Origin of the sequence: Nocardioides anomalus (genome assembly GCF_011046535.1) — a bacterium.
Lineage (GTDB): Bacteria > Actinomycetota > Actinomycetes > Propionibacteriales > Nocardioidaceae > Nocardioides > Nocardioides anomalus.
This window is the reverse complement of record NZ_CP049257.1, coordinates 2189941-2216363: the sequence shown is the minus strand read 5'-3', so window position 1 is coordinate 2216363 and position 26423 is coordinate 2189941. Positions and strand designations below refer to the sequence as shown.

The window sequence follows — 26423 nt, the reverse complement described above, 5'->3', positions numbered from 1 at the left end:
GTGTACGCCTTCCTGCTCAGCACCGCCGTCATCTTCGTCGCCGAGCTCGGCGACAAGAGCCAGCTGATGGCGATGACCTTCGCGACCCGCTACCGCGCTCGCGACGTCCTCATCGGCATCACCGCGGCCACCGCGATTGTGCACCTCGCGTCGGTCGCCATCGGCGCGGCCGTGGGGGAGGGCTTCGCCGACCAGCAGGGGCTGATCTCGGTCATCGCCGGCATCGCCTTCATCGTCTTCGGCCTCTGGACGCTGCGCGGCGACGAGCTGACCGACGACGAGGCCGACAAGGCCCGCCGCAGCACGGGGTGGTCGGTGCTCGCCGTCGGGACGGCGTTCTTCCTGGCCGAGCTGGGGGACAAGACCATGCTGGCCACCATCACCCTGGCCACGCGCGAGGGCTGGTTCGGCACCTGGCTCGGCTCGACGCTCGGCATGGTCGCCGCCGACGCCCTGGCCATCCTGGCCGGCATCGCGCTGGGCCGGCGGCTGCCGGAGCGCTTCATCAAGTACGGCGCCGCGGTGGCGTTCTTCGTATTCGGCGTGGTCCTGGTCCTCGAGGGGTCCGGCGTGCTCTGACGGAACCCGCCGTCGCGGGCCGGCGTCCCAAGGAACTGACCACTTCTCGGGAACAGGAGACGCCCATGCCGTCTGGTGACAGCTACGACTACGACAGCAGCATCCTCGAGGCCTGGCACCCCATGATCCGCGGAGCCGTCGACTCCGATGCGCGGTGCCACGGACTGGCGCCGGTGGAGGCGGGGGAGTTCTGGTACTGGCCCGACCTCAGCTGCTGGATCGACCGCCAGGGCATGGTCACCTCGGTAGCCGGCGGCGAGCCGACCCACGAGGGCTCGCTCAACGGCTTCGACCCCCAGAAGTCCTGGTCGGAGTGGTCGACCAAGATCCCCGCGCTGTGGACGAAGTGGGAGGCGCTGCTCCCGGAGCCGGCCGACTTCGAGTCGCTGCGCGAGGCGATCTACCAGGCGGCGAGCCAGCTCAGCCTGTCGCCGAAGCAGGACGAGTACTCCACCGACGCCTCGCGGCACGCCGCGGAGTTCTCGGGCAACATCCAGGTCCTCACCGGCGAGATCGGCGGCCTCGGCGGCAGCGCGATGATCGCGTTCAACCACGAAATCGCCTCGCGCATCCCGTACACCAGCCAGGCCCAGGGCGCTGCGGCCCTCGTCGCGGCGTACGCCGTGCAGATGGAGCAGCTGGTCTGGCGGGTGGCCCGGACCAACCTGGACCGCACGATCAAGGAGGCGGTGAACGCCTTCCAGGGTGCCTACCCGGGCGGGCACGGCGAGGGGAGCCTGGCGTGGCTCGGCTACCTCTCGGAGGTGGCGGGAGCCCTCGCCCTGGTCCCGAGCCCGGCCTCGGCCGTGCTGGGCACGATCAGCGGCGCGGCCGGCTCGCTGTCGACCTTCGCCGACCACCTCGGCGCCGACACCGACCCGCTGCCGCTCGGCGGCGACTCGCCGCAGGCGGTGTGCGACAACGTGACCAAGGCCCTCGACGACCTCAACGACGTGATCGTCCGGGGCGAGAACGCGGTCGCCGCCGGCTGCCGTGACGCGATGGCCGCCGTCCACGGAGACCCGTACACCTACGCCCTCAGCGACAGTGCACGTCCGGCCATCCTGGACCAGGACGACCCGCGGGCACTGCTGTCGATCGACGTGGAGTACTCCGTGCTCGACGACCTGGCCGACGTCACGCTGCCGGGCATCGCCTCGGGCTTCGACCTCGCCCACCACTTCCTCGACGGCAGCCTCAACCCCGCGCCGTTCGTGCGGACCTCCGGGGTCGGCCAGGACCCGTACGCCGACTTCGCGGCGTACGTCGCCGAGGTGCAGGCCCAGCTCACCTCGACCAGCTGGAAGGTCTCGACCGCGGCCGCGCACCTGCGCGCAGTGGTCAAGGACTTCCGCGCCACCGACGACTGGGTGGCCCAGGCCCACCGCGACCTCGAGCAGCACACGCAGAACGTGGGCCCGGCGCCGCTGCCGTGATCCCGGTCCTCGAGCGTCAGACTGGGGCGGTGTCGTCCGAGGTCGTGAGCGCCAGCCGGATCGTCGCCGCGCCCGCCGACGTGGTCTTCGCCCTCGTCGCCGACCCCGCCCAGCAGCCCGGCTGGGACGGCAACGACAACCTCGGCTCGGCCGAGACCGGGCAGCGGGTCCGTGGCGTCGGCGACGTGTTCACGATGACGCTGCTGCGCGGCGCCGTCCGCGAGAACCACGTCGTCGAGTTCGACGAGGGCCGGCTCATCGCCTGGCGTCCGGCCGAGCCGGGAGCCACCCCTCCGGGGCACCTGTGGCGCTGGGAGCTCGAGCCGCTGACCGACGGTCGGACCCGGGTCACCCACACCTACGACTGGACCGCGCTGGACGACCCGGCGCGCCTGGAGCGGGCCCGCGCGACGACGTCCGCGGCGCTGCAGGCGTCGCTGGACCGGTTGGCCGCGGCCGCCGAGACCCGCGCCGGGCTGCCGGCGCTGTTCGCCGGGCTCTCGGTGCGTGACCTGCCCGCGGCCGTGGCGTGGTACGAGCGGCTCTTCGGCACGCCGCCGTCGATGCTCCCGGACGACGACGAGGCGGTCTGGGAGGTCGCGCCCGGCCGCTCGGTGTACGTCGAGCGCCGGCCCGCGCACGCCGGGCACGGGTTGGTCACACTCTTCGTCGACGACCTGTCCGACCTCGTCGCCGGCGCCTCGTCGCGCGGGCTCGAGCCGGACCTCGACGAGACCTACGACAACGGCGTGCGCAAGGTGACCTACCGCGACCCCGACGGGAACGAGGTCGGGTTCGGCGGGTTCGGCGGCTGAGCCGTCATCGCATCGGCGGTGCGGAACGGGGACGCGGCCAGCCAGACCACGACCACCGCGAAGACGCCGGCGGCGACGGCGAGCGCGCCGCGGTTGCCGATCTGGACGGCGAGCAGGCCGCCCAGGGGAGCGACCACCACGATGACGGCCCGGTTGGCCGCGCGCATGGTGGTGTTGGTCCGGGCCTGGAGCGCGTCGGGCGTCAGCGCCTGGCGGTAGGTCATCTCGTGGGAGTTGCCGAACCCGATCGCGAACCCGTGACAGCCCTGTCCGAGCCCCAGGACCGCCGTGGCGACCCAGCCGCTCGTGCCGACGCCGGCCAGGGCCATCACCACCACGCCCACCGTCGTCGCGGCGTGTGCCGCGATCACCGCGCCGCCCGTCCCGAGCCGGCGACCGCCCGCCGAGCTCGTCGTCGCGCCCACCACGCCGCCCACCCCGGCGACGGCCGTGGCCAGACCGAGCTGCAGGGGAGTCAGGCCCAGGGTGAGCAGGGCGTACGGCGCCAGCACCGCGCCCAGCACGGCGTTGGCCGCGAACCACAGGTGCGTCGCCGCCGCCAGCGTCGCGAGCCCCGACCCGCGGTAGACCCACCGGACCCCGTCGCGCATCTCCTCGCGCAGCCGGGGCCGCCCGGTCCGCTGGGCCGTCGGCTCCTCGACCGCCACCATGCTCATCGCCAGCGCCGAGAACAGGTAGGTCGCCGCGTCCACCAGCACCGCCAGCGGCGCACCGACCACCTTGACGAGCAGCCCCGCCAGCGCCGGTCCGGCCGTCTGTGCCACCGCGTCCGCGCCGTCGATGCGCGCGTGCGCCCGCTGCAGGTGCGCCCGCGGCACCAGCCTCGGGACGATCGACATCGACGCCGCCCCGTTGACGAGCGTCGCCGCGCCGTACACCGCGACGATCCCGCACAGCAGGGGGAGCGACAGCACGTCGAGCGCCCAGGCCACCGGGATGAGGCACAGCAGCGCCGCGCTGGCCAGGTCGGTGCCCACCAGCAGCGGGCGCCGGCGCCGGCGGTCCACCAGTGCGCCGACCACCAGCCCGAGCACCAGGTAGGGCAGCCACCGCGCCGAGTTCAGCCAGCCGACGTCCTGCGCCGTGCCGTCGAGGGTCAGCACGACGACCGTCTGCAGCGCGAGCAGGGTGACGTAGGTGCCGAACGACGAGACCGTCTCGGCCACCCAGAAGCGCGTGAACGCGGCGGTGGGGAAGTCCGCCGTCGGCCCCGAGGTCACGACGCCATTCTCCGCCACCGATGAGTCCGCCGCCCCGCGCCGGTCTGCCCGCCGTGCGCAGACTCGCCTACGCCATGAACGTGAGCCTGGACGGCTACACCGCCGGCCCCGACGACGACCTCAGCTGGGGCACGCCCAGCGACGAGCTGTTCCAGTGGTGGTCGGACCGGGTGGGCGCCACGGAGCTGGCGCTCTACGGACGCAGGGTCTGGGAGGCCATGAGCGCCCACTGGCCCACCGCCGACCAGCAGCCCGGCGTCACCGCGGCCCACGCGGCGTACGCCGAGCGCTGGCGCCGCATGCCCAAGGTCGTCTTCGCCACGACGTCCGTCCCGATCGACGACCACCAGGCCCGGCTGGTCACCGGCGATCCGCTCGAGGAGATCCGGCGGCTCAAGACGGGCGACGGCGGGCCGATGGACGTCGTCGGCGCGACGCTGGCCGGCGCGGCCGTCCGGGCCGGCCTGGTCGACGAGCTCGTCGTCGTCACGCACCCGGCCGTCATCGGCGGCGGCACGCCGTACCTCCCGCCGCTCGAGCGGGAGCTGTCGCTCACGCTGCTGGAGACGAGGACGTTCGCCGAGGGGATCGTGCTGACCCGGTACGACGTCCTGGGCGGGGAGCGCTGAGCCCCGCCTGATCGGGGCTCCGAACCACGTTGTCTGACATAATGTCACTTATCGGCATTGTTCGACGGTGGGCCAGGACCGACAGGAGGAGCACCCGTTCGCGGGATGCCGGTGCGACCTCGACCTGAGAACCATGAACCGGGACACGGCCCACGACGGGCGACCCACGAGATCCAGGAGTCCGACTGATGGTGACCAAAGCGCTGCTCGTCCGTCTCGAGGCGCTGCCGGGCAAGGAAGCCGACCTGGCTGAGTTCCTGACCGAGGCCCGCTCGATCGTGCTCGACGAGCCGGGCACCACGGCCTGGTTCGCCCTGCAGCTCGGCCCCTCGACGTTCGGCGTGTTCGACGTCTTCCCCGACGACGACGCCCGGGACGCGCACCTGGCCGGCGGCGTGGGCCAGGCGCTCGGACCCAACACCGGCGTCCTGTTCTCCGAGCCCCAGGTCGAGAAGATCGACCTCCTCGCCGACAAGCTGCCGGGCTAGCCGAGCTCCAGCCGGCGCTGCACCGCCTCGACCACGTCCTCGGGGCGACGGTTGAACGCGATGGCCGCACCGGGCTGGAGCCGGTGCACCAGGTTGACGACCTCCTCGAACAGCTCGAGCCGGTCCGGGTCGTGGCGGATCCCGCCGCCGACCAGCACGACGTCGTACGCGCCGTCGCCCAGGGCCGCGGCGACGACCTGAGGGACGTCGTCGGAGCCGTCCAGCCCGACCAGGCAGTCGGTGGCCTCGATGCCGGCGGCGGCGAACGCGGCCGAGGCCCGGCGCAGCGCCGACGCGACGGGCTCGGGGTCCCAGGGGCCGGGCACGCGGTACGGGTCCAGGCCGATGACCAGCACGCGGGGCACGGACGCAGGCTACGAGAGATCGCTCAGGTGCAGAGCCCGGCGTTCTCGAGCTCGGGGTCGGGCGACGAGGTCGGGGCCGACGAAGGCTGCGGAGCGGAAGCGGGCGCCACCGACACCGACCCGTCGCGCAGCGAGCCCAACGGCTGGTCGTGGCGGATCCGGTCCCACAGCTGGTCGGCGGCGGGCAGCCAGTCCACGCGGCCCTCCTGGCGGGTGGAGAGCTGGTTGGGCACGGTGAGGAAGCGGACGTGGTCGGGCCCGATGTCCTTGAGCTGCAGGCCGAGCTCGGCGAGCTGCTTGATCGACGGGATGTCGGTGCGCAGCGATCTGGTGGCGGCGTCGAGGAAGCGCAGCAGCCGGTCGGGCCGCGCGAGCGTGCCCTGGGACAGCACCTGGCCGGCCAGCGAGGCCAGGAACGCCTGCTGACGACGGATCCGGCCGAGGTCGGTGCCGTCGCCGACGCCGTAGCGGATCCGGATGTAGTCCAGGGCGTCGTCCCCGTCCAGGGTGCGGGTGCCGGCCGGGATGTCGATGTCGCCCTTGTCGCTGTGCAGCGGCTCGGGCACGCAGACCTCCACACCGCCGACCGCGTCGACCATGTCCTTGAAGCCCGCGAAGTCGACGACCACGTAGCTGTCGACCCGGATGCCGGTGGCGTGCTCCAGCTGCTTCTGGGTGCAGGCGGGCCCGCCGACGGCGAAGGCCACGTTCCACATGGCGTCGCTCTCCCCCGGCACCACGTCGCCGTCGTCGGTCACGCAGTCGGGGCGGTCGACGAGGGAGTCGCGCGGGATCGAGACGGCGTACGCCGTGCGCCGGTCGGCCGCGAGGTGGACCAGCAGCGTGGTGTCCGAGCCGCCGCCGGTCTCGTGGTCGAGGCCGCAGCCGGCGCAGTCGCGGCTGTCGTCGCCCATGACCAGGATGTTCACCGGCTCGTGCGGCCCGTCGACGTCGGGCATCGTCGGCCGTGGCCCGAGCTGCCCGGGCTCCAGCGGCTGGACGTCGAGGTTGCCGTTGAGGTGGCGGTAGAGGAACGTCACGCCGAGCCCGGTCACCAGCACGAGGGCGAGCACGGTCACCGCCAGCACCTTGGCCACGGTGCGGGCCCGTCCGGGTCGGTCTGCGCGCGCGCCACGGGTCACGCGAGTGGGACGCGCCCACCGACGGAGAAGTTGTCAGCCGCCGACGTACGCCGCGAGGTGCCGGCCCGTGAGCGTCGCGTCGCCGGCCGCGACCAGGTCGGCCGGCGTGCCCTCGAAGACCACGGTGCCGCCGTCGTGACCGGCGCCGGGGCCGAGGTCGACGATCCAGTCGGCGTGCGCCATCACGGCCTGGTGGTGCTCGATGACCAGCACCGACCGGCCGCTGTCCACCAGCCGGTCGAGCAGCCCGAGCAGCTGGCCGACGTCGGCCAGGTGCAGCCCGGTGGTGGGCTCGTCCAGGACGTAGACCTCGCCCCTCTCGGCCATCTGCACGGCCAGCTTGAGCCGCTGCCGCTCGCCCCCGGACAGCGTGGTCAGCGGCTGGCCGAGCGTGACGTAGCCGAGCCCGACGTCCACGAGCCGCTCCAGGACCACCACGGCCGGCTTGAGCGACAGCGCGGAGAAGAAGGTGAGCGCCTCGCCGACGGGCAGCTCGAGCACCTCGGCGATGTTCCGGCCGCCGAGGGTGTACTCCAGCACCGAGGCCTGGAACCTCCGTCCCTCGCACTCCTCGCACGTCGACTCCACGCTGGCCATCACGCCGAGCTCGGTCACCACGACGCCCGCGCCGCCGCAGCCCGCGCACGCGCCCTCGGAGTTCGCGCTGAACAGCGCCGGCTTCACGCCGTTCTCCTTGGCGAAGGCCTTGCGGACCGGCTCCAGCAGCCCGGTGTACGTCGCGGGGTTGCTGCGGCGCGAGCCCTTGATCGCGCCCTGGTCCACGACGACCACGCCGTCACGGCCGGCGACCGAGCCGCTGACGAGCGAGCTCTTGCCCGACCCGGCCACGCCGGTGAGCACGCAGAGCACGCCGAGCGGCAGGTTCACGTCGACGCCGCGCAGGTTGTGGGTGGAGGCGCCGCGGACCTCGAGGAACCCCGACGGGGTGCGCACCGAGTCCTTGAGGGCCGCCCGGTCGTCGAGGTGCCGGCCGGTGACGGTGTCGCTGCGCCGCAGCGCGTCGTAGGTGCCCTCGAAGACCACCTCTCCCCCGGCGCTGCCCGCGCCCGGCCCGAGGTCGACGACGTGGTCGGCGATCGCGATGGTCTCGGGCTCGTGCTCCACCACCAGCACCGTGTTGCCCTTGTCGCGCAGCTGCAGGAGCAGCGTGTTCATCCGCTCGACGTCGTGCGGGTGCAGGCCGATCGTGGGCTCGTCGAAGACGTAGGTGACGTCGGTCAGCGACGAGCCCAGGTGGCGGATCATCTTGGTCCGCTGCGCCTCTCCCCCGGACAGCGTGCCGGCCGGGCGGTCCAGCGAGAGGTAGCCCAGCCCGACCTCGGTGAACGAGTCGAGCAGGTGCTGCAGCCCGGCCACGAGCGGCTCGACGCCCGGGGCGGTGACGCCGCGCAGCCACGGCGCCAGGTCGCTGATCTGCAGGGCGCACAGCTCGGCGATGTTCTGGCCGTTGATCCTGGACGAGCGGGCCTCGGCGCTCAGCCGGGTGCCCTCGCAGTCGGGGCAGGTGGTGAAGGTGACCGCCCGCTCCACGAACCTGCGCACGTGGGGCTGCATGGCCTCGACGTCCTTGGCCAGCATGGACTTCGAGATCTTGGTGAGCACCCCCTCGTAGGTGAGGTTGACGCCCTCGACCTTGATCTTCTGCGGCTCCCCGTGCAGCAGCTTCTTCAGCTCGCGCGCGGAGAACTCCCCGACGGGCTTGTCCATCGGGAGGCCGGCACCGGCGAAGATCCGGCCGTACCACCCGTCCATCGAGTAGCCCGGCACCAGCAGCGCGCCCCCGGCCAAGGTCAGGCTCTCGTCGTAGATCGCGCTCAGGTCGAAGTCGTTGAGCGCGCCCAGGCCCTCGCAGCGCGGGCACATGCCGCCCTGGTAGACCTGCTGGCGCACCACCGACGTCCTGCCCGCACCCGCCTTGGTCTCCATGCGCCCGCTGGCCACCCGGGTGGGCACGTTGAACGCGAACGCCGTCGGCGGCCCGACGTACGGCGTCCCGATGCGGCTGAACAGGATCCGCAGCATCGCGTGCGCGTCGGTCGCCGTGCCCACGGTCGAGCGCGGGTTGGCGCCCATCCGCTCCTGGTCGACGATGATCGCGGTGGTCAGCCCCTCGAGCCGGTCCACCTCGGGTCGCGCCAGGGACGGCATGAAGCCCTGCACGAACGCGCTGTAGGTCTCGTTGATCAGCCGCTGCGACTCCGCCGCGATGGTCTCGAAGACCAGTGAGCTCTTGCCGGAGCCGGACACGCCGGTGAACGCCGTCAGCCGCCGCTTGGGCAGCTCGAGGCTGACGTCCTTGAGGTTGTTCTCGCGCGCGCCCACGACGCGGAGCACGTCGTGGTGGTCGGCGTGCTGGGTGGCGGTGGGCTGGGCGCTGGGCTGGTCAGCGTCGGACACGCGGCACCGCCTCCACTCCTCGGCCAGCCGGAACGGAGAGCACAACGTCCGGCCCCTCCCCCGGGTTCCCGGTCAGCCCCGGACCTCGTCGATGCGGATGGTGTTGCCGGACGGGTCGCGGAACGCGCAGTCGCGAGCGCCCCACGGCTGCTGGGTCGGCTCCTGCATGACCTCGACGTCGGCGGCCTGGAGCCGCTCGAAGAGGGCGTCGAGGTCGTCGGTGGCCAGGGTGAGCATGGCGAAGGTGCCCTTGGCCATCATCTCGGTGATGGTGCGCCGCTCGTCGTCGGTGACGCCCGGGTCGGCGCCCGGCGGGAACAGCACGAGGTTGACGTCGGGCTGGTCGGGCGGGCCGACGGTGAGCCAGTGCATCCCGTCGTACCCGACGTCGTTGCGCAGCTCGAAGCCGAGCTTGTCGCACCAGAACTCCACCGCGGCGTCGCGGTCGTCGTGCGGGAGGAAGGCGTTGAGGATCTTGGTGACCATGACCGCCACGCTAGGAGACGGCCGGGGTGGCCGCTTCTCGATTCCTGACCGGTCGTGACACCTGCTTGACGACGCACGACGGCACGCCGGCCAGTGCGCCGGCCTGCTGCTGGCGGTAGACGCTCGGCGAGACCCCGACCAGCTCGGTGAAACGCGTGCTGAACGTCCCGAGCGACTGGCACCCCACCGCGAAGCAGACCTCGGTGACGCTCAGCTCGCCGACCCGCAGCAGCAGCATGGCCCGCTCGATGCGACGGGTCATGAGGTAGGAGTACGGCGACTCGCCGTAGGCCTTCTTGAACTCCCGGCTCAGGTGTCCCGCCGAGACGTGCACGCCGCGGGCCAGCGCCTCGACGTCGAGGGGCTGCGCGTACTCGCGGTCGATGCGGTCCTTGACCGTGCGCAGCGCGCGCAGGTCGCGCAGGCGCTGGTCGTCGTCCGCGCGGCCGGTCACGGCACCGATGCTCCCACGTCGAGCGACGGCGCGTGCGAGGCTTCGGGCCGTGGCGACGACGCGACGGCAGCGGGTGCTGGCGCCGTGGGTGGCGGTGCTTCTCCTCGCCCTCGGGGCCGGCGTCGCGGCCGGCGTCGGCCAGCTGCTCGGGATCAGCACCGAGCCGGCCGCCCAGATGACGCCGCCGGACCCGGTGGTGCCCGAGGTGGGTCCCGTCGCGACCAACCCGCGTCTCGAGGTGACGGCGCCGAACACCGTGCGCTTCGGCGTGGCCCTCGACGAGCTCCGCGCCGCTCAGGGTGCGACCACGCCGAGCGGGACGGCGAGCGTCACCGTCACCGTCGGCGCTGGGGAGGAGTCCGACGACGGCTACCGGCTGGGCGGCACGCCCGACGCGCTGACCGTGGACGCGGCCAGCGAGACCGGTGGGGTCCGTGCCGTCTACGACCTGGCCCAGCAGGTGCGCGCCGGCCGGCCGGTGGCCGAGCACCTCGGCGGGGAGGTGCGCAGCGCGCTGCCGTTCCGGATGGTCGACCTCGGCGCGGTCGGCGTGACCCCGGACCCTGACCAGTGGCGCCCGGGCAATGACTACTCCCACGTCTCCCGCGCGTTCGAGGACGCCTACCTCGAGCACGCGCCGTACGTCGACGCCGACGCCCTCGCCGACGACTACGGCGAGTGGGACGCCTTCCTGCGCCACGTGCTCGCCGACGGTTACGACGCGGTCGCCTGGCCGGGCTTCGTGGAGTACGCCGACCTCCCGGCGGCCAGCGCCGAGGACCGCGAGCGGGCCGCGGCGCTGCGCGCGGCGTTCGAGCCGTTCTGGGACCGCGCGCACGAGCTCGGCATGAAGGTCTTCCTGCGCACCGACATGCTGGCGCTCACCCCCGAGCTGGCCGACGACCTCGAGCAGCGCTTCGGCACCGACACCGAGGACCCGGCGTTGTGGCGGGTCTACACCGACGCCCTGCAGCGGCTATACGACGAGGCGCCGGGGCTGTCCGGCGTGCTCCTGCGCATCGGCGAGGCCGGCTCGATCTACGCCGAACCGGGCTTCGACCAGTACTCGGCGCTCGCCGTGCGCACAGTGCGAGCGGTACGCACGATGCTCACGGCCTTCACCGACCAGGCCGAGGCGTCCGGCCGGGAGGTGGTCTTCCGGACCTGGTCGGTGGGCATCGGCGCGGTCGGCGACATGCACACCGATCCCGCGTCGTACCACCGGGTCCTCGACGGCCTGGACTCCCCCGCGCTCATCGTGTCGACCAAGTACACCGCCGGCGACTTCTACAGCTGGCTGCCGCTGAACACCACGCTCGAGACGGGCGACCAGCGGCGGATCGTGGAGTTCCAGTCGCGGCGGGAGTTCGAGGGGTTCGGCGCGTTCCCGGACGACCTCGGTCCCGAGTTCTCGTGGGCGGTCCAACGACTGGTGGCCGCGAACCCGCACGTCGAGGGCGTCTGGTCGTGGACCCAGGACGGCGGGCCGTGGCGGGCCGGGCCGATGTCGCTCTACCTCACCTCCGGCTTCTGGCCGCTCTACGAGGCCAACACCCTGACGGCCGCGGCCGTCGCCCGGGACCCGGGCGCCGACGTCGGCGGGGTCACCGTGGACTGGGCGCGGCGCTACCTGTCCGACGACCCGGCCACGGTCCGCGCCGTGGCCGAGGCCATGGCGCTCTCGCGCGACGCGATCCACACCGGGCTCTACCTCCGGCCCTTCGCCGAGCAGCGCGTGGTCGCGCTCGGCCTGGAGCCGCCGCCGCAGATGTGGCTGTTCGAGTGGGACGTGCTCACCGGCGACTCCGCCACCCTCGACCTGCTCTACGCCGTGGTGCGCGACCGGCTCGACGAGACCCTGGCCGACGGCGAACGGGCGGTCGCCACCGCGGAGCGGATGCGCGCTCTCGTCGTCGGCACCGACCCGGACAGCTGGCGTCCCGGCACGTACGAGGCGTTCACCGGCGCGCTGGACTACGAGGTGGACACGCTGCGCCTGCTCGCGGCGTACCGCACCATGTTCCTGCGCGCGGCGGCCTGGCACGACACCGGCGAGGGCCACCGGGCGTGGGTCGAGGCGCGCGACGCCTTCGACCGCGCGGCGGCGGCCCACCTCGCGGCGCCCGGCGGCGACGTGCAGCACCCGGCCTGGAACCTCACCGCCGCCCGGCTCGGGGTCGAGCGCGCCGACCGCGACCTGGCCATGGCCTGGACCGCCCGCGTGCTCCTCGTGCTCGCGCTGCTGTGGCTGCTGCTCTCCCGCGCCACCCGCGTGGCGATCACCCGTCCCTGGGCGGCCCGGACGAGCGTGCCGGCCATCGTGGTCGGCGGGCTGCTCTTCCTGGCCACGCGGTGCGTCCAGACGTCGTTCCTGGCGCCGGCGCACCTGCTCGTCACCCTCGGCGCCCTGGCGCTGTCCACCGTCCTGCTCCTGCTGCTCGGTGGCCGGCGGGCGGCCGGGCCGGTGCTCACGGTCGTCTCCAGCGTCTGCGTCGTCCGGGCCGTGGTCACGCTGGCCGCGCTGGCGCCCACCGGCCCGGGCGGCTACTGGTTCGCGTTCTGGACCGAGCCGGCGCGGCGCTCGGTCTACGTCACCGTGGCCGTCGCGCTGTTCCTGTGGCTGTTCGTGGCCGCCGGGTGGGCGCTGGCCGGGGCCCTCGGTGCCCGGCGCGCGGCCGGGGCCGTCCTGGCCGGCGTCGGGCTGGGGCTCGGGGCCGCCGGGTTGTTCGTGGCGGCGTACGGGCTCGAGCGCGGGCTCACGGTGTGGAACGACCAGCTCGGCCTGCTGCCCTGGGGACTGGCCCGGATCCTGGGCCTCACGACCTACCTCGAGATCCCCGCCGACGCGGCGTGGTGGGCCGCGGGCGCGGGCGGCGCCGTGCTCGCGGTCGGGCTCCTGCTCCGTCTCACTCCTCGAAGGCGCCCAGCCACTTCGTGAGGATCCGCTCCAGCGCCTGGCGCTCCATGCGGTTGAGCGGGGCCAGCAGCCGGTGCTCGTTGGCGATGTGGGCGGTGAAGGCGTCGTCGACCACCCGGCGCCCCGCCTCGGTGAGCCCGACGAGCCGGCCCCGGTGGTCGTCGTCGCGGACCCGCCGGCTCACCAGGCCGGCCGCGACCAGCCGGTCGATCCGCTTGGTGGCCGCGCCCGTGGTGACCATGGTGTGCCGCGCCAGCTCCCCCGGGGCCAGCTCGTACGGCGCGCCCGCGCGGCGCAGCGCGGCGAGGACGTCGAACTCCCCCTCCCCCAGCCCGTGCCGTCGGAACTCGACCTCCAGCTCCTCCCGGAGCCGGTCGGCCAACCGGTGCAGCCGCCCGAACACGCCCTGGGGCGAGGTGTCGAGGTCCGGGCGCTCGCGGCGCCACTGCTCCTGGATCCGGCCGACGTGGTCCGGGCCGCGATCGGGGGCGTCACTCACGACTTGGAATATATCTTCCACGGAAGGGATTATTGCTTCCGTGGAAGCGAAGTGGATCGGCATCACCGCCGTGGCCCCGGTGGCCTGGGGCGCGAACTACGTGGTGACCCGGCAGCTGCTGCCGGTCGACGCCCCGCTGTGGGGCTCGGCCCTGCGGGCACTCCCGGCCGGCCTGGTCCTGCTCGCGGTGGCCCGCACCCTGCCCCGCGGTGCCTGGTGGTGGCGCTCGGCGGTCCTCGCCACCCTCAACATCGGCGCGTTCTTCCTGCTGGTCTACGTCGCCGCCCAGCGGCTGCCCTCGAGCGTTGCGGCCTCGGTCATGGCCCTCGCCCCTCTGGCCCTGGCCGGCTTCGCCTGGCTGCTGGTCGGTGAGCGGATGACCCGGCGGCTGGTGGCCGGGTCCGTGGCCGGCATCTGCGGCGTGCTCCTCCTGGTCGGCGGGGCCAGTGGCACCTTGGACCCGCTCGGCCTGGTCGCCTCGACCAGCGCGCTGCTGCTGTCCAGCGCGGGCGCCGTGCTGGCCAAGCGGTGGTCCGACGGCACGCCCCTGGTGGCCATGACCGCGTGGCAGTTGGTGCTCGGCGGCCTGGCCCTGACCCTGGCCGCCAGCCTCCTCGAGGGCGCACCGCCGGCCCTGACCGCCGGCTCCGGGCTCGGCTTCGCCTTCACCAGCCTGGTGGCCACCGCGCTGGCCTACCTCTGCTGGTTCGGCGGCCTGGCCCGCCTGCGCGCCGCCACCGTCGGCGTGGTCGGCCTGCTCAACCCGGTCACCGGCGTCCTGCTCGGCGCGATGGTCGCCGGCGAGTCCCTGACCCTGCTCCAGGCCGGCGGCATCGTCCTCGTCCTCGGCGGCATCCTCACCGCCTCCCGAAGCCGCCGCGCGCCCGTCGTACCCCTGCCCGAGCCGCGCCCCGAGCTCGCCCGCGCCGCGTAGGGTCCGGCGCATGGCGCCGACGACGCTCCCGCTCGAGTGGTACGCCCACCTCGTCAGGCTCCGTGCGCGCCTCGGCGACGACGAGCGCTTGTTCCTGGTCGACACGGGCATCGGCGTGAGCGTGGTGAGCTCGCCCCTCGCCCAGCGGGCCGACGCGGAGCCGCTCGGCACGACCTACGCGGGGCGACGGATGTCGGGTCAGGTCGTCGAGGCGCCGCTGGTCCGCCTGCCACCGCTCTCGGTCGGCGACTACGCGGTCGCCGGCCACGTCGCCGCCGTGGCCGACCTGGGCGACGACTTCGACGGCATCCTCGGACCGGCGTTCTTCGGCGACCGCACGGTGACCACCGACGTCGCGGCCGCGACCTTCACGGTCCACGAGCCCGGGGCGCAGATCGAGGGGATCGTGGTCCCGCTCGAGGTGCACCGCGACGAGCACACGGCCGACCCGTTCGTCGAGCTGGTCCTGCCCAGCGGCCGCACGGTCCTGGTGGAGGTCGACACCGGGTCGGACCGGCTCATCCTGGACTCCCGGTTCCTGACCGAGTGCGGCCTGTCCGCCGACGACGAGCGCGTGAGCAGTCGCGAGGGCGTGGACGAGACCGGTTTCGCCTACGTCCGTCACGACGCGACCCTGCCCGGCTCGGTGCACCTCGCCGCGGCGCCCGAGACCGCGCAGGCCTCGCCACGGGTGATGTTCCAGGACATCGTCCACGACGGGCTGGTCGGCTCGGAGTTCCTCTACCGCTACCGGTTCTCCTTCGACCTGGCCGGCGAGCGGTTGGTGCTCGGCCCGCGCTAGGACACCCGGTCGCTCTTCGCCTGGAGCCGCTCGATGTGCTCGGAGGCCTGGGCCTTGGTCAGGTCGGCGGGGATCTCCTCGCCCGCCTCGCGGGCCAGGGTGTCGAGATAGGAGCGCTGGGCGCCGGTCATCGGCTCATCGCCGGTGACCCACTCCTCGGGGTCCTTCACCGCGCTGTCGCCGCTGGTGCCGCCGAGGGTCTCTGTGGTCGGGTCGTCGGTCGAATGTGTGTTCGAGTCAGCCATGTCCCCACGGTGTCCCCTGGCCGCCGCCTTCAAACCACCGGTGGTGGCCATGGCCCGAACGGGCCATGCGCGCGACGGCCGAGCAGGTCGACTGTGGACGAGGTGAGCGCCGGCGCGGCGGTTCTGCGGCGCTCCGGGGGCCGGCGGTGTCACCGTCGGGAGATCACCACCGGACGCCGGGCCGGGGAGGAGGAGCGATCATGTGGGACACCGTCCAGACCAACGACCAGCACCTGTCGCACGACCTGCCGTGCCAGCGCTGCGGTCACGCCTCCCACACCTTCCTCGGGTGCGGCGACGACTGCGACTGCACGCCGGCCGTGAGGCCGGGCGAGAGCCGGCTGCTCAGCGCCTGACCCGGCTCCGCTCCCCCAGCGGCACGTCGACCGTCGCGACCCGCTCGAGCCGCGCTCGGTCGTAGCGCTCGCCGTCGACGACGCCGCGCGCCCAGGTGAAGTGCAGCTGCTGCTCCTGGAGCTCCAGCACGGCCAGGTTGTTGTCGTACCACGGCCCCTGGGTCACCTCCCACCGCAGCGGCGAGCGGGGCACCCGGCCGGCCAGGAGCCGGCCGGTCGGTCGTGCCCGACCGAGCGCGGCCACCTTGAGGAAGCCCTTCATGAACGCCGGCAGCGGGTTGCGGATCGGCGAGCAGGTCGCCTGCACCACGGCGCTCTCCAGGGTGGCGCCGGTGGCCGGGTCGGCCCAGGCCTCGGCGACGTAGGAGTGGTGGACGTCGCCGGACAGGAACGTGACCGACCGCGGCGTGCGGCCGCGCTGCCCGGAGGCCACCTCGACCGTCATCCGGCCGACGTCGGTGAAGCCCTCCTGGAACGCCGCCCAGTGCTCGAGGTCGGCGGTCGTGCGCACCCACTCGCCGAAGCGGCCGAGCAGCGAGCCGAACCGCTTCTGGGCCAAGGCCTCGCTGAGCGCCTCGGCGTGGTGCAGCGCGGGCGCGAGCAGCACCGGCAGCGAGGTGCCGATGAGCAGGTGGTCGACGTCGCCGCGCAGCCGCTCGTCCAGCCAGGCCACCTCTCCGGGGTCCAGCATCGAGCGGCGGTCCGGCTGGAGCACCCGCGCGGCGCGGGAGTCGACGACGACCAGGCGGGCCTGGGTGTCGAAGTCGCGCGAGAAGCTCCACCGGTAGGTCTCGGGCCGCTGGTCGGCGTCGTCGGCCAGCCGGTCGAGCTCGTCGGTCACGTCGAGCTCGACCGGTCCGTCGTGGGTCGCGATGCGCTGCCACAGCCGGTCCTCGGCGCGGTCCTGCGGGCCGAGGTTGCCCAGGTGCTGGTAGACCCAGTACGACCCGAGACCGGACACGACGCGCTCGTGCCACCAGTCGGTGGCCTCCATCTCCCGGCGCCAGTCGTGGCTGGTGTTCCAGTCGTCGCGGATGTCGTGGTCGTCGAAGATCATCGCGCTGGGCAGCGTGGAGAGCAGCCAGCGGTTGGCCGGGTCGCTCCACGCGAGCCGGTAGAGGTGGGCGTACTCCTGGAAGTCCTTCAGCTCCGTCCACGGCGGCTGCTCGGGGTCGCGCCGGGCCTTGATGAACTCCTTCATCAGCGGGCTGGTGTCGTCGGCGTACACCTGGTCGCCGAGGAAGACGACCAGGTCCGGCCAGTGCCCCGGCTCGCCGGTGAGGCCGGCCATCCGCAGCGCGTAGGCGCGCAGCGCGTCGACACCGAAGGCCTCGGTGCCCTCCCGGTCGTGCGAGACGCTGACGCGGCAGGAGCCGAAGGCCATCCGCAGCGGCTTGCCCGGCCGCAGCGTCGGGATCACCGGCGGCGGGAACTCGGCGAACGCCGGGTCCTGCTCGTCGGGCCAGACCTGGGTGCCGTCGACCAGCACGCGGTACGGCGTGGCCGTGCCCTCCGGCAGCCCGGTCACCTCGACCAGCGCGTAGTGGTGGTCGTGGGCCCGGAAGGTCCGCGCGGCGGCGCTGACGTCACCGGCCTCGACGCGGACCTCGGCGGCCTCGGCCGTCTCGACCCAGATCGTCGCGCTCGTCGCGTCGACGTAGCGCAGCAGCGGGCCCAGTCGCAGCGGCCCCTCCTGCCGGTCGTCCCACCCGCTCATCGTCCCCTCCTCGCGCCCCCGCGCCGCTCCGCAGCATGTCACCGGCCCGGTGCGCGGACACGTGCGGGGTCCTCCCCCGCCCGGTGTGCCATGCTGGACGCACCGGCGCGCCCGAGGTTGCGTTATCTCACATGTGAGTTACCGTGGTGAGCATGACTGAGGGGTACAAAGGCCGGATCGGGAGCATCATCCGCGACGCGCGCAAGCACCGGGGGCTCACCCAGCAGCAGCTGGCCGAGCGGCTCAGCACCAGTCAGAGCGCGATCAACCGGATCGAGAAGGGCCACCAGAACCTCTCGCTCGACATGCTGGCCCGGATCGGCTCCGCGCTGGACTCCGAGATCGTCGCCCTCGGCGCCGGCCCCACCCACCTGCGCGTGACCGGGCCGACCACGCTCTCCGGCGCCATCGACGTCAAGACCTCCAAGAACGCCGGTGTCGCGCTGCTCTGCGCGAGTCTGCTCAACCGCGGCCGCACCACGCTGCGCAAGGTGGCCCGCATCGAGGAGGTCAACCGCCTCCTCGAGGTGCTCAACAGCGTCGGCGTGCAGACCCGCTGGCTCAACGACGACAACGACCTCGAGATCGTCCCGCCGCGCGAGCTGCGCCTGGAGGCCATCGACGAGACCGCTGCCCGGCGTACCCGCTCGATCATCATGTTCCTCGGCCCGCTGCTGCACCGCGAGGACACCTTCGAGCTGCCCTACGCCGGCGGCTGCAACCTCGGCACCCGCACCGTCGAGCCGCACATGTACGCCCTGCGCCCCTTCGGCCTGGAGGTCAAGGCCACCGACGGGCAGTACCACGCCCAGGTCAACCGGGCCATCGAGCCGCAGGCGCCGATCGTGCTCACCGAGCGCGGCGACACCGTCACCGAGAACGCCCTCATGGCCGCCGCCCTCCACCCCGGCACCACCGTGATCCGCAACGCCTCGTCCAACTACATGGTCCAGGACCTCTGCTTCTACCTGCAGAAGCTCGGCGTCAGCGTCGAGGGCGTCGGCACCACCACGCTCACCGTGACCGGCCTGGAGGAGATCGACGTCGACGTCGACTACGCCCCCAGCGAGGACCCCATCGAGGCCATGAGCCTGCTGGCCGCCGCCATCGTGACCCGCTCCTCGATCACCATCCGCCGCGTCCCCATCGAGTTCCTCGAGATCGAGCTCGCCACCCTCGGCGAGATGGGCCTGCAGCACACCCGCTCCGAGGAGTACGTCGCCCGCAACGGCCACACCCGCCTGGTCGACATCACCACCCAGCCCTCGGACCTGCGCGCCCCGCTGGACAAGATCCACCCGATGCCGTTCCCCGGCCTCAACATCGACAACCTGCCGTTCTTCGCCGTCATCGCCGCCGTGGCCGAGGGCCAGACCCTCCTGCACGACTGGGTCTACGAGAACCGCGCCATCTACCTCACCGAGCTCAACAAGCTCGGCGGCCAGGTCAAGCTCCTCGACCCCCACCGCGTGATGATCGAGGGCCCCACCCACTTCTCCGGCGCCGAGATCGTCTGCCCGCCTGCGCTCCGGCCGGCCGTGGTCATCCTGCTGGCCATGCTGGCCTCGAAGGGCACCAGTGTCCTGCGCTCGACGTACGTCATCCACCGCGGCTACGAGGACCTCGCCGAGCGGCTCAACGAGCTCGGCGCCAACATCGAGCCGTTCCGGGACATCTGAGCCGTACAGCGCGAGCCCGGTCAGTCGGCCAGCAGTTCGGCGACCGCAGCGGAGGCGTAGAACGGCTCGAGCTCGGCGCGCAGGAGCCGCTCCAGCGCCCCGGACTCGACCAGCGGCTCCATGACGCCTGGCGCCAGCCGGACCAGGTCGGCGACGACGTCTGCGCGGCCGAGGTCCAGCTCGGCGAGCAGCTCGGTGGGTGTGTAGCCGCCGAACGCCTCGAGGAAGCCGTCCACCACGGCGTGGGCGAACGTCACGGTCCGGGGGTCGGCCAGGGTCGTCACCACGAGGTCGTGGACGGCGTCGAGGAGACCGTCGGCCTCACCCGGCTCGAGGTGCTCCCCCTGCCCTCGCAACGGCGCGGCGGCGACCAGGTCCCACGTCTGCAGGGCCGCCTCGCGGGTGGTCGGGTCGCGGAGGGTGTCCACGACGATCCGGTTCAGGCGGCGCACGGCCAGGGCGCCGCCCCTGCCCGCGGTATCCGCGAGCATGCCGTCGAGCTGCCGGTCCGCCGCGCCGACGACGCCGGCCGCGGCACGGGTGCCGAGGGCCAGCAGGCCGCCGAGACCCGGGACCTTGTCGGCGACGGCCTGGTTGGTCGCGATCACCTCGCCCACGATGCGCGCCATGAACCTCGAGGCGGCCGCGCCCACCTGCGGGCTCGCGGTCAGCCGCTCCAGCGCCCGCTCGAGCGCGGGGGTCAGCCCCACCGCCTCGGTGAGCATCCGTTCGACCTGTGCGCGGTCGACGACGTCGGCCAGCGCGAACGGCTCGGCCGGGCCGGCCCGCAGCACCTCGCGGAAGAGGTCGACGAAGCCGGCCACCGCTGCGCTCGACGGCACGTCGCGCAGCGCGCGGCCCACGATGTCCTTCAGGGCGTCGGCGTCGACCAGGTCCGCCAGCTGGTGCGCGTCGACGGCGTCGAGGACCGCCTCGGCCAGGCGCGCCACCGTGGCGTCCAGCTCGCCGCCGGTCAGGCGGTCCAGGTGGTAGGCCACCTGGGCGTCGAGCAGGCGGCCGGCGAGAGGTGACGTGGCGGCGCGGCGGCGAGGGGTCAGAACAGGGTCTCCACCCAGGCGCGGGACTGGGTCTTGCCGCCGGGGGGCGCGGTCATGTCGGGCGTGATGCGCGGCATCGGCATGGTGTGCTGGCCGGCGTGGCGGTGCCAGTCCTGCTCGGCCTCGACCAGGGTGCCGAGGTCGGCGCGGCGGAGGAAGACGCCGTGGCCCTGGGGGCAGGCGTTGACCTCGGCGTCGCCGAGCGGGCGCACGTCCATCGGCGTACCGCAGACCGGGCAGTCCAGAGCAGCTTCCGCGTCCATCCCCCGAACCTAGCGTGCCGGCGCGGCGGCCCCCCGGACGCTCGCCGGTGTGCGGGGTGGTCGGCATACTGCTCGCTGTGACGGCGCCGAGGACCGGCTACCCCTTCCTGGACGCGGTCGCGGACGGGCGGGGCGGCGTGCTGGCCTTCGCGCACCGTGGGGGCGCCTACCACCCGGAGATCGAGGGCCTCGAGAACACGCTCGCCGCCTTCCGGCACGCGGTGGCCCTGGGCTACGACCACCTCGAGACCGACGTGCACGTGACCGCGGACGGGGTGCTGCTCGCCTTCCACGACACGGTGCTGGACCGGGTGACCGACCGGCAGGGCGCGATCGCCGACCTCACCTCCACCGAGGTGCGTCGGGCCCTGGTCGGCGGCCGCGAGCAGGTCCCGACGCTGGCCGAGCTGTTCGACGCGTTCCCGCAGGCGCGGTTCAACATCGACCTCAAGGCCGACGGGGCGGCGCCGGCCCTGGCGGCGTTCGTGGCCGAGCGCGAGGCGTGGGACCGGGTGCTGGTGGGGTCCTTCGCCACGAAGCGGCTCAACGCGTTCCGGCGGCTGACGGCGGGCCGGGTGCCGACGTCGGCCGCGCCGGCCGAGGTCGCGGCGTTCCTGGCCCTCCCGAGCGGTCGGGCGGCGGCCTGGGTGACCCGGCACCGGGTGGCGGCGGTGCAGATCCCGCGCCGGCGCGGGCGGCTGACGGTGGCCGGCCGGGCGATGGTGCGCAAGGCGCACGCGGCCGGCCTGCACGTGCACGTGTGGACCGTCGACGAGCCGCGCGAGATGCACGAGATGCTCGACCTCGGGGTCGACGGCCTGTTCACCGACCGGACCGACCTGCTCAAGGACGTGCTCGTCGAGCGCGGCCTGTGGAGAGGACAGCCATGACGTCGACACCGGCACCCGGCGGCGGCTTCGCCGACCTCGGCCCGCTGCGGGCGCAGGCCCGGCGCCGAGAGCAGAAGGCGTGGTACTTCTACGACTGGGCCAACTCGGCCTACTACACAACCGTGCTGTCGGTGCTGTTCGCGCCGTACATGATCACCGTCGCGGGCCGCGCGGCCGGCTGCGGCGACGACGCCGACGACACCTGCGACAAGACCGTCAGCGTGCTCGGGCTGCACCTGGCGGCGGGGTCGCTGCCGTTCTACCTGACCAGCTTCGCGACCATCCTGAGCGCGGTGATCCTGCCGGTGGTCGGGGCCATGGTCGACCGCTCGTCGCGCAAGAAGGTGCACATGGCCTTCTTCGCCTGGACCGGCTCGTTCTTCGCCGCGCTGCTGTTCTTGATGAGGGGCGACCAGTGGCAGCTGGCGGCGTTCTGCATCGTGGCCAGCAGCGTGCTGGCCGGCTGCTCGCTGGTCAGCTACTACGCGATCCTCGTCGACATCTCCACCGAGGAGGAGCGCGACCACGTCTCCTCGCGCGGCTGGGCCTTCGGCTACCTCGGCGGCGGCCTGCTCCTGCTGCTCAACCTGGTGGTGGTGCTGGGCCACGACGCGATCGGGCTCGGCACCGAGCTGGCGGTGCGGATCTCGCTGCTGTCCGCGGCGGTGTGGTGGGCCGGGTTCACGATCATCCCGTTCGTCTGGCTGCGCAACCGCGACCCGGTCGCGCCGGTCGACGCCACCGGGGGGCTGTGGCAGCGCAGCTTCGGACAGCTGTGGACCACGCTCAAGGAGCTGCGCCGCTACCCGATGACGCTGACCTTCCTGCTGGCCTACGTCTTCTACAACGACGGCATCCAGACCGTGATCTACGCCGCGTCGACGTACGGCTCCAAACAGCTCGGCTTCGGCGACTCGGTCCTCATCGCCACCATCCTGCTCATCCAGTTCGTGGCCTTCGGCGGGGCGCTGTACTTCGGGCGCCTGGCCGCCCGCCACGGCGCCTACCGCGCGATCCTGTGGGGCACGTTCGCCTGGATGGTCATCGTGGTCGTGGCGATGTTCCTGCCCGCGGAGAACGTCGCGCTGTTCCTGGTCGTCGGCGTGGCCATCGGCATCGTGCTGGGCGGCACCCAGGCCCTGTCGCGCTCGTTCTTCAGCCTGCTCATCCCCCGCGGCCGCGAGGGCGAGTACTTCGCGCTCTACAACGCCTTCGAGCGCGGTACGTCGTGGTTCGGCGTCCTGCTCTTCGGTGTGGTCTTCCAGGTCAGCGGCTCCTACCGCCCGGCCATCGTGAGCCTCATCGTGTTCTTCGTGCTCGGCGCGTTCTTCCTGCTCCGCCTGGACCCCGAGCGCGGCATCGCGGAGGCCGGCAACGAGGTACCCCGCACGGTGCGCTCCTGACCACCGGCGTGCCAGGCTGGGTCTGACGGACCTACCGGCCGGTACCAGCGCGGAATCGCGGGAATCACGACCGGCTGGGTACCGTTACACAACTGACGGGATGTTTGTCAACGGATCGCTACGGCGAACCTTTGGCTGGTCCACACCGTCTGTCAGTTGCACGGGGAAACCACGATCACACAGGGAGGTGCCTCATGGCGGAGCGCACACTGCGCGGAGCGCGTCTGGGAGGCCAGAGCTTCGAGGACGAGCGGGGCATCGAGTTCGCCGCCCGGCAGCAGGTCGGGTACCGCTGCCCGCGCGGCCACGAGTTCGAGATCACCATGTCCACCGAGGCCGAGATCCCGGCCGTCTGGGAGTGCCCCAAGTGCGGGGACGAGGCCGAGAGCACGGCGGGCATCGAGCGCGAGGTCAAGGTCGAGAAGCCGGTCCGCACCCACTGGGACATGCTGCTCGAGCGCCGCTCGGAGAAGGAGCTCGAGGACATCCTCAAGGAGCGCCTCGAGCTGCTGCGCGGCGGCGAGATCGGCCCGGCGCACCTGCACCGCGCCAACGCCAAGAAGCGCAAGGTCTCCTGAGACCAGCGACGAGCCCTAGGGCTCGTCGACCACCTCGCCCCGGACCACCGGCCCTTCAGGGTCAGGACCGGGGCGTCGTGCTGCTCCGGGACGCGAGCCGCCGCCGAGCCGGGTGACGACGAGTCGGCTGGCCACCACGCGGGTGAGCACGCCGCGGAAGAACGGGCGCGTGAACGGCAGGATCATCGCGATGCCGAAGATGTCGGTGACGAACCCCGGCGCCAGCATCAGCGTCCCGCCGACGAGGATCAGCCCGCCGTCCGCCAGCTCCTTCGCCGGCATCCGCCCGCTGTCGATGGCCTCGCGCAACGCGCGGAACGCGCGGCCGCCCTCGCGCTTGATCAGCCACGAGCCGAGCACGGAGTCGGCGACGAGCAGCAGGATCGTCCACCACGGTCCGATGGCCTGCCCCACCTGGATGATCACGTAGATCTCGACCAGCGGCACCACGACGAAGAGCGCGAACAGCGCCCACACGAGCAGCGGCCGACGGCGGCGAGCGGCCATCAGCGTCCCCGCCGAAGCGCGCGATGGAGCTGCTCGCGCCGCTCGCGCAGTCCCCACCGGGTGATCCGGCGCAGTGACTCGGTGGCCACCGCCCCGCTCATCTTGGAGTCGCCGCGCACGCGCTCGACGAACTCGATCGGCACCTCACGGACGGTGAGCCCGGCGCGCAGGCAACGGGTGACCAGGTCGGTCTGGAAGACGTAGCCGGTCGACTCCACCGAGTCCAGGTCGATCTTCTCCAGCGCCGTGCGCCGGAAGACGCGGTAGCCCGCGGTGGCGTCGCGCACCGCGATGCCGAGCAGCAGTCGGACGTAGAGGTTGCCGCCGCGCGAGATCGCCTCGCGGCGCTTGGGCCAGTTGACCACCGAGCCCCCGGGCACGTAGCGCGAGCCGATGACCAGGTCCGCTCCCCCGCCCTCGACCAGCGCCTCGAGCAGCCGGTGGAGCTGCTCGGGCTGGTGGGACCCGTCGGCGTCCATCTCCCCGACGACGTCGTACCCGGCGTCGAGCGCCCACCGGAAGCCGGCGAGGTACGCCGCGCCGAGGCCGCCCTTCTCGGTGCGGTGCAGCACGTGGATCGCGTCGTCGGCGGCGGCCAGCTCATCGGCGAGCGCGCCGGTGCCGTCCGGGGAGTTGTCGTCGACCACGAGCACGTGCACCGCCGGCTCGGCCGCCCGGAGCCGGCCCACCAGCCAGGCCAGGTTGTCGGCCTCGTTGTAGGTGGGCACGCACATCACGACACGGCCCAGCCCGGCGTCGTTCATGCTCCTCCTACGGTCGTCGGCTCCCGCTCCTCGAGCGGTGTCGCGGTCGTGTCCTGGTCCCGCCGACGATACGGGAGCAGGGCGAGGGCGAGGCCGAGAACGGTGAGCAGCTCCGCGGCGCGTCCCGTCCAGGCCCCGAGCCGTACGGCGGGCGTCAGCTGGTCGCTGAGGCCGACCGTGCGCGTCAGCACCGCGCGGGTGCGGGGGTCGGCGGTGTCGACCACGTCGCCGTCGGGCGCGATGATCCCCGAGACGCCGTTGGTGGTGGCCACCGCGACCCACCGGCCGGTCTCCAGCGCGCGCACGCGGGTGATCGCGAACTGCTGGTCGATCTGGTCGGTGCGGATGAAGGTCGCGTTGCTGCTCTGCACCACCAGCAGCTGCGCCCCGCGCTGGAGCTGGGCGACCAGCCCGTCGTCGTAGGCGATGTCGAAGCAGATCGCGTCGGCCACCTCGAGGCCGCCGATGCGCAGCGGCTCGTCGCGGGTCCCGCTGAGCATGTCGCGGCCGACGTCGCGCAGCCGGTCGAAGAACTGGTACCTGGTGAACAGCGCGCGGGCGGGGATGTACTCGCCGAACGGCACCGGGTGCCGCTTGGTGTAGCGCTCCCCCGCCCCGGTGACCGGGTCCCACACGATGCCCTGGTTGAGCACCTGACCCCGCTCGGGGCCGTCGACGATCGCACCGACCAGGATCGGCACGCCGATCGCCTCGCTGGCCCGCAGGATCCCCTCGTGGGTCTCGGCGTCGTTGAACGGGTCGGTGGCCGTGGAGTTCTCCGGCCACAGCACGAAGTCCGGGCGCGCGACGGTGCCGTCGGCGACGTCCCGGGCCAGGTCCACGGTGGCGTCGACGTGGTTGGCCGTGACCTGGCGGAAGTCGTAGAGGATGTCGTCGCCGCGCCCGGGGACGTCGCCCTGCACGGCCGCCACCGTGACCTCGCCGTCGGCGTGGAAGGACCACGGCCGGATCACCGGCGCGGCGAGCAGCGCGACCAGCGCGACCAGGCAGACCGCGGCGGCGGGTCGGCGAGCCGCCTGCGGAGACCCGGCGTGCAGGCCGCCCACCAGCCAGGCCAGCAGCGCCCCGAGCAGGGCGAGCAGGAAGCTCACGCCCACCGCGCCGGCGTACGGCAGTGCCTGCGCGACCGGGGTGTCGATCACGGCGAAGGCGAGCCGGCCCCAGGGCATCCCGCTCAGCGGCCAGCCGCTGCGGACCACCTCCATCGCCGTCCACGCCGCGGCGAACAGCAGCGGCCACCACGCGAGCCGGCGCTGGAACAGGGCCGAGACCGAGCCGAGCAGCCCGTAGAACAGCGCCTCGAGCGTGGCGAGCGCGATCCAGGCCGGGACACCGACGGCGCGCATCCAGAAGATGTGGGTGAAGTAGAAGGCCGCCCCGAAGACCAGCCCGACCACGAAGCCGCGTCGCAGCGTCACGCCACGGGTGGTGAGCACGAAGCCGGCCACGGCCACCGGGATCACCCAGGGCAGCGCCAGCGGCTCGAAGGCCACCGAGAGCAGCAGCCCCGCGCAGGCCGCGAGGAGGGCCCGCTTCAGCACCGCTGAAGTCTACGCAGAGGGCCGGAGAGGTCCCCCGCCACTTCGGTCCAGCCCAGGCTCGCAACCGGCTGCCGCGGTCAGGCTGTTGTCTAGGGGGCGGGGGCCCCTCCGTGCCCTGCTCTCACGACGGCGGCACCGACCAGGGTCGGCCACGTCTGCAGGCGATGGCACGTCCCCGTGACCCGACCGGACCCGA

At 73.1% G+C, this 26423-nt stretch carries 27 protein-coding genes; 13 read left to right on the top strand and 14 right to left on the bottom strand.

Annotated elements, in window-relative coordinates; all coding sequences use genetic code 11:
- The 3 genes from G5V58_RS11230 to G5V58_RS11220 all read left to right on the top strand — a co-directional run bounded on the left by G5V58_RS11230 (position 1) and on the right by G5V58_RS11220 (position 2830).
- Entirely contained in the window at positions 1-579 is a 579-nt protein-coding gene (locus G5V58_RS11230; protein ID WP_165232408.1) for a TMEM165/GDT1 family protein, read from the top strand.
- Positions 580-644: 65 nt separating this feature from the next.
- Entirely contained in the window at positions 645-2015 is a 1371-nt protein-coding gene (locus G5V58_RS11225) for a hypothetical protein (RefSeq protein ID WP_165232405.1), read from the top strand.
- A 29-nt stretch (positions 2016-2044) separates the two neighbouring features.
- The gene (locus tag G5V58_RS11220; RefSeq protein WP_165232402.1) at positions 2045-2830 is read left to right on the top strand and encodes an SRPBCC family protein; all 786 of its coding nucleotides are present in this window, start codon (positions 2045-2047) and stop codon (positions 2828-2830) included.
- On the opposite strand, the gene G5V58_RS11215 is transcribed toward G5V58_RS11220, so the two are convergent.
- Positions 2779-4071, bottom strand: a complete 1293-nt coding sequence (locus G5V58_RS11215) for an MFS transporter (protein WP_165232399.1) — start codon at positions 4069-4071, stop codon at positions 2779-2781. The two genes, G5V58_RS11220 and G5V58_RS11215, sit on opposite strands and share 52 nt — an antisense overlap.
- A 53-nt stretch (positions 4072-4124) precedes the next feature.
- On the opposite strand from G5V58_RS11215, the gene G5V58_RS11210 reads away from it, so the two are divergent.
- Entirely contained in the window at positions 4125-4700 is a 576-nt protein-coding gene (locus tag G5V58_RS11210; RefSeq protein WP_165232396.1) for a dihydrofolate reductase family protein, read from the top strand.
- 188 nt (positions 4701-4888) lie between these two features.
- Entirely contained in the window at positions 4889-5188 is a 300-nt protein-coding gene (locus tag G5V58_RS11205) for a putative quinol monooxygenase (RefSeq protein ID WP_196240581.1), read from the top strand.
- On the opposite strand, the gene G5V58_RS11200 is transcribed toward G5V58_RS11205, so the two are convergent.
- The 5 genes from G5V58_RS11200 to G5V58_RS11180 all read right to left on the bottom strand — a co-directional run bounded on the left by G5V58_RS11200 (position 5185) and on the right by G5V58_RS11180 (position 10053).
- Entirely contained in the window at positions 5185-5553 is a 369-nt protein-coding gene (locus G5V58_RS11200; protein WP_165232393.1) for a hypothetical protein, read from the bottom strand. The two genes, G5V58_RS11205 and G5V58_RS11200, sit on opposite strands and share 4 nt — an antisense overlap.
- 23 nt (positions 5554-5576) lie before the next feature.
- Positions 5577-6650 carry an LCP family protein gene (locus G5V58_RS11195; RefSeq protein WP_165232390.1) on the bottom strand — a complete coding sequence of 358 codons (1074 nt, stop codon included), beginning with the start codon at positions 6648-6650 and terminating at the stop codon, positions 5577-5579.
- Positions 6651-6728: 78 nt separating this feature from the next.
- Entirely contained in the window at positions 6729-9113 is a 2385-nt protein-coding gene (locus G5V58_RS11190) for an ATP-binding cassette domain-containing protein (protein ID WP_165232387.1), read from the bottom strand.
- A gap of 72 nt (positions 9114-9185) precedes the next feature.
- Positions 9186-9599, bottom strand: coding sequence for a VOC family protein (locus tag G5V58_RS11185; RefSeq protein ID WP_165232384.1), 414 nt, complete (start codon positions 9597-9599; stop codon positions 9186-9188).
- Positions 9600-9609: 10 nt separating this feature from the next.
- Complete coding sequence (locus tag G5V58_RS11180) at positions 9610-10053, bottom strand: helix-turn-helix transcriptional regulator (protein WP_165232382.1); 444 nt, start codon at positions 10051-10053, stop codon at positions 9610-9612.
- A gap of 49 nt (positions 10054-10102) precedes the next feature.
- Here G5V58_RS11180 and G5V58_RS11175 point away from each other — a divergent pair, with 49 nt between their 5' ends.
- Positions 10103-12991: a hypothetical protein gene (locus tag G5V58_RS11175; protein ID WP_165232379.1), complete on the top strand. Its 2889-nt coding sequence runs from the start codon at positions 10103-10105 to the stop codon at positions 12989-12991.
- Here the strand turns inward: G5V58_RS11175 and G5V58_RS11170 are convergent.
- The gene (locus G5V58_RS11170; protein ID WP_230487275.1) at positions 12960-13469 is read right to left on the bottom strand and encodes a MarR family winged helix-turn-helix transcriptional regulator; all 510 of its coding nucleotides are present in this window, start codon (positions 13467-13469) and stop codon (positions 12960-12962) included. The two genes, G5V58_RS11175 and G5V58_RS11170, sit on opposite strands and share 32 nt — an antisense overlap.
- A gap of 40 nt (positions 13470-13509) precedes the next feature.
- On the opposite strand from G5V58_RS11170, the gene G5V58_RS11165 reads away from it, so the two are divergent.
- Positions 13510-14403: a DMT family transporter gene (locus G5V58_RS11165; RefSeq protein WP_165232373.1), complete on the top strand. Its 894-nt coding sequence runs from the start codon at positions 13510-13512 to the stop codon at positions 14401-14403.
- A 10-nt stretch (positions 14404-14413) separates the two neighbouring features.
- A complete protein-coding gene (locus G5V58_RS11160) occupies positions 14414-15205 on the top strand; it encodes a retropepsin-like aspartic protease (RefSeq protein ID WP_165232370.1) in 792 nt (263 codons plus the stop codon).
- On the opposite strand, the gene G5V58_RS11155 is transcribed toward G5V58_RS11160, so the two are convergent.
- The gene (locus tag G5V58_RS11155; protein WP_165232367.1) at positions 15202-15450 is read right to left on the bottom strand and encodes a DUF3072 domain-containing protein; all 249 of its coding nucleotides are present in this window, start codon (positions 15448-15450) and stop codon (positions 15202-15204) included. The genes G5V58_RS11160 and G5V58_RS11155 overlap by 4 nt on opposite strands.
- Positions 15451-15650: 200 nt before the next feature.
- Between G5V58_RS11155 and G5V58_RS11150 the strand changes: the two genes are divergently transcribed.
- On the top strand, positions 15651-15806 hold the full coding sequence (locus G5V58_RS11150; RefSeq protein WP_165232364.1) for a hypothetical protein: 156 nt from the start codon (positions 15651-15653) through the stop codon (positions 15804-15806).
- On the opposite strand, the gene G5V58_RS11145 is transcribed toward G5V58_RS11150, so the two are convergent.
- On the bottom strand, positions 15796-17523 hold the full coding sequence (locus G5V58_RS11145) for an alkaline phosphatase D family protein (RefSeq protein WP_165232361.1): 1728 nt from the start codon (positions 17521-17523) through the stop codon (positions 15796-15798). The genes G5V58_RS11150 and G5V58_RS11145 overlap by 11 nt on opposite strands.
- Before the next feature lie 152 nt (positions 17524-17675).
- Here G5V58_RS11145 and G5V58_RS11140 point away from each other — a divergent pair, with 152 nt between their 5' ends.
- A complete protein-coding gene (locus tag G5V58_RS11140; protein ID WP_165232358.1) occupies positions 17676-19202 on the top strand; it encodes a helix-turn-helix domain-containing protein in 1527 nt (508 codons plus the stop codon).
- Positions 19203-19222: 20 nt separating this feature from the next.
- Here the strand turns inward: G5V58_RS11140 and G5V58_RS11135 are convergent, their stop codons facing one another.
- Positions 19223-20200, bottom strand: a complete 978-nt coding sequence (locus tag G5V58_RS11135; RefSeq protein WP_165232355.1) for a hypothetical protein — start codon at positions 20198-20200, stop codon at positions 19223-19225.
- A 56-nt stretch (positions 20201-20256) separates the two neighbouring features.
- Positions 20257-20523: a TFIIB-type zinc ribbon-containing protein gene (locus G5V58_RS11130; RefSeq protein ID WP_165232352.1), complete on the bottom strand. Its 267-nt coding sequence runs from the start codon at positions 20521-20523 to the stop codon at positions 20257-20259.
- Between the two features lie 77 nt (positions 20524-20600).
- On the opposite strand from G5V58_RS11130, the gene G5V58_RS11125 reads away from it, so the two are divergent.
- The 3 genes from G5V58_RS11125 to G5V58_RS11115 all read left to right on the top strand — a co-directional run bounded on the left by G5V58_RS11125 (position 20601) and on the right by G5V58_RS11115 (position 23394).
- Positions 20601-21413, top strand: a complete 813-nt coding sequence (locus tag G5V58_RS11125; protein WP_165232349.1) for a glycerophosphodiester phosphodiesterase — start codon at positions 20601-20603, stop codon at positions 21411-21413.
- Entirely contained in the window at positions 21410-22816 is a 1407-nt protein-coding gene (locus G5V58_RS11120) for an MFS transporter (RefSeq protein WP_165232346.1), read from the top strand. The genes G5V58_RS11125 and G5V58_RS11120 overlap by 4 nt, the downstream gene beginning before the upstream one ends.
- Positions 22817-23010: 194 nt before the next feature.
- Complete coding sequence (locus G5V58_RS11115; protein WP_165232343.1) at positions 23011-23394, top strand: RNA polymerase-binding protein RbpA; 384 nt, start codon at positions 23011-23013, stop codon at positions 23392-23394.
- Positions 23395-23409: 15 nt separating this feature from the next.
- On the opposite strand, the gene G5V58_RS11110 is transcribed toward G5V58_RS11115, so the two are convergent.
- From G5V58_RS11110 to lnt, 3 genes are read right to left on the bottom strand one after another with little or no spacing between them, the layout of a single operon-like run.
- Positions 23410-23901, bottom strand: coding sequence for an FxsA family protein (locus G5V58_RS11110; RefSeq protein ID WP_165232340.1), 492 nt, complete (start codon positions 23899-23901; stop codon positions 23410-23412).
- The gene (locus tag G5V58_RS11105) at positions 23901-24665 is read right to left on the bottom strand and encodes a polyprenol monophosphomannose synthase (RefSeq protein ID WP_230487274.1); all 765 of its coding nucleotides are present in this window, start codon (positions 24663-24665) and stop codon (positions 23901-23903) included. Before G5V58_RS11105 ends, G5V58_RS11110 begins: the two co-directional genes overlap by 1 nt.
- Positions 24662-26227 carry an apolipoprotein N-acyltransferase gene (lnt, locus tag G5V58_RS11100; RefSeq protein ID WP_165232337.1) on the bottom strand — a complete coding sequence of 522 codons (1566 nt, stop codon included), beginning with the start codon at positions 26225-26227 and terminating at the stop codon, positions 24662-24664. Before lnt ends, G5V58_RS11105 begins: the two co-directional genes overlap by 4 nt.
- Positions 26228-26423: the final 196 nt, after the last annotated feature.

Bases quoted from the DNA above. Each gene is read 5' to 3' on its own strand.
- G5V58_RS11225 (WP_165232405.1), top strand. From the start codon at position 645: ATGCCGTCTGGTGACAGCTACGACTACGACAGCAGCATCCTCGAGGCC.
- G5V58_RS11205 (WP_196240581.1), top strand. From the start codon at position 4,889: ATGGTGACCAAAGCGCTGCTCGTCCGTCTCGAGGCGCTGCCGGGCAAG.
- G5V58_RS11185 (WP_165232384.1), bottom strand. From the start codon at position 9,599: ATGGTCACCAAGATCCTCAACGCCTTCCTCCCGCACGACGACCGCGAC.
- G5V58_RS11160 (WP_165232370.1), top strand. From the start codon at position 14,414: ATGGCGCCGACGACGCTCCCGCTCGAGTGGTACGCCCACCTCGTCAGG.
- G5V58_RS11155 (WP_165232367.1), bottom strand. From the start codon at position 15,450: ATGGCTGACTCGAACACACATTCGACCGACGACCCGACCACAGAGACC.
- G5V58_RS11150 (WP_165232364.1), top strand. From the start codon at position 15,651: ATGTGGGACACCGTCCAGACCAACGACCAGCACCTGTCGCACGACCTG.
- G5V58_RS11145 (WP_165232361.1), bottom strand. From the start codon at position 17,523: ATGAGCGGGTGGGACGACCGGCAGGAGGGGCCGCTGCGACTGGGCCCG.
- G5V58_RS11140 (WP_165232358.1), top strand. From the start codon at position 17,676: ATGACTGAGGGGTACAAAGGCCGGATCGGGAGCATCATCCGCGACGCG.
- G5V58_RS11130 (WP_165232352.1), bottom strand. From the start codon at position 20,523: ATGGACGCGGAAGCTGCTCTGGACTGCCCGGTCTGCGGTACGCCGATG.
- G5V58_RS11120 (WP_165232346.1), top strand. From the start codon at position 21,410: ATGACGTCGACACCGGCACCCGGCGGCGGCTTCGCCGACCTCGGCCCG.
- G5V58_RS11115 (WP_165232343.1), top strand. From the start codon at position 23,011: ATGGCGGAGCGCACACTGCGCGGAGCGCGTCTGGGAGGCCAGAGCTTC.
- G5V58_RS11110 (WP_165232340.1), bottom strand. From the start codon at position 23,901: ATGGCCGCTCGCCGCCGTCGGCCGCTGCTCGTGTGGGCGCTGTTCGCG.
- G5V58_RS11105 (WP_230487274.1), bottom strand. From the start codon at position 24,665: ATGAACGACGCCGGGCTGGGCCGTGTCGTGATGTGCGTGCCCACCTAC.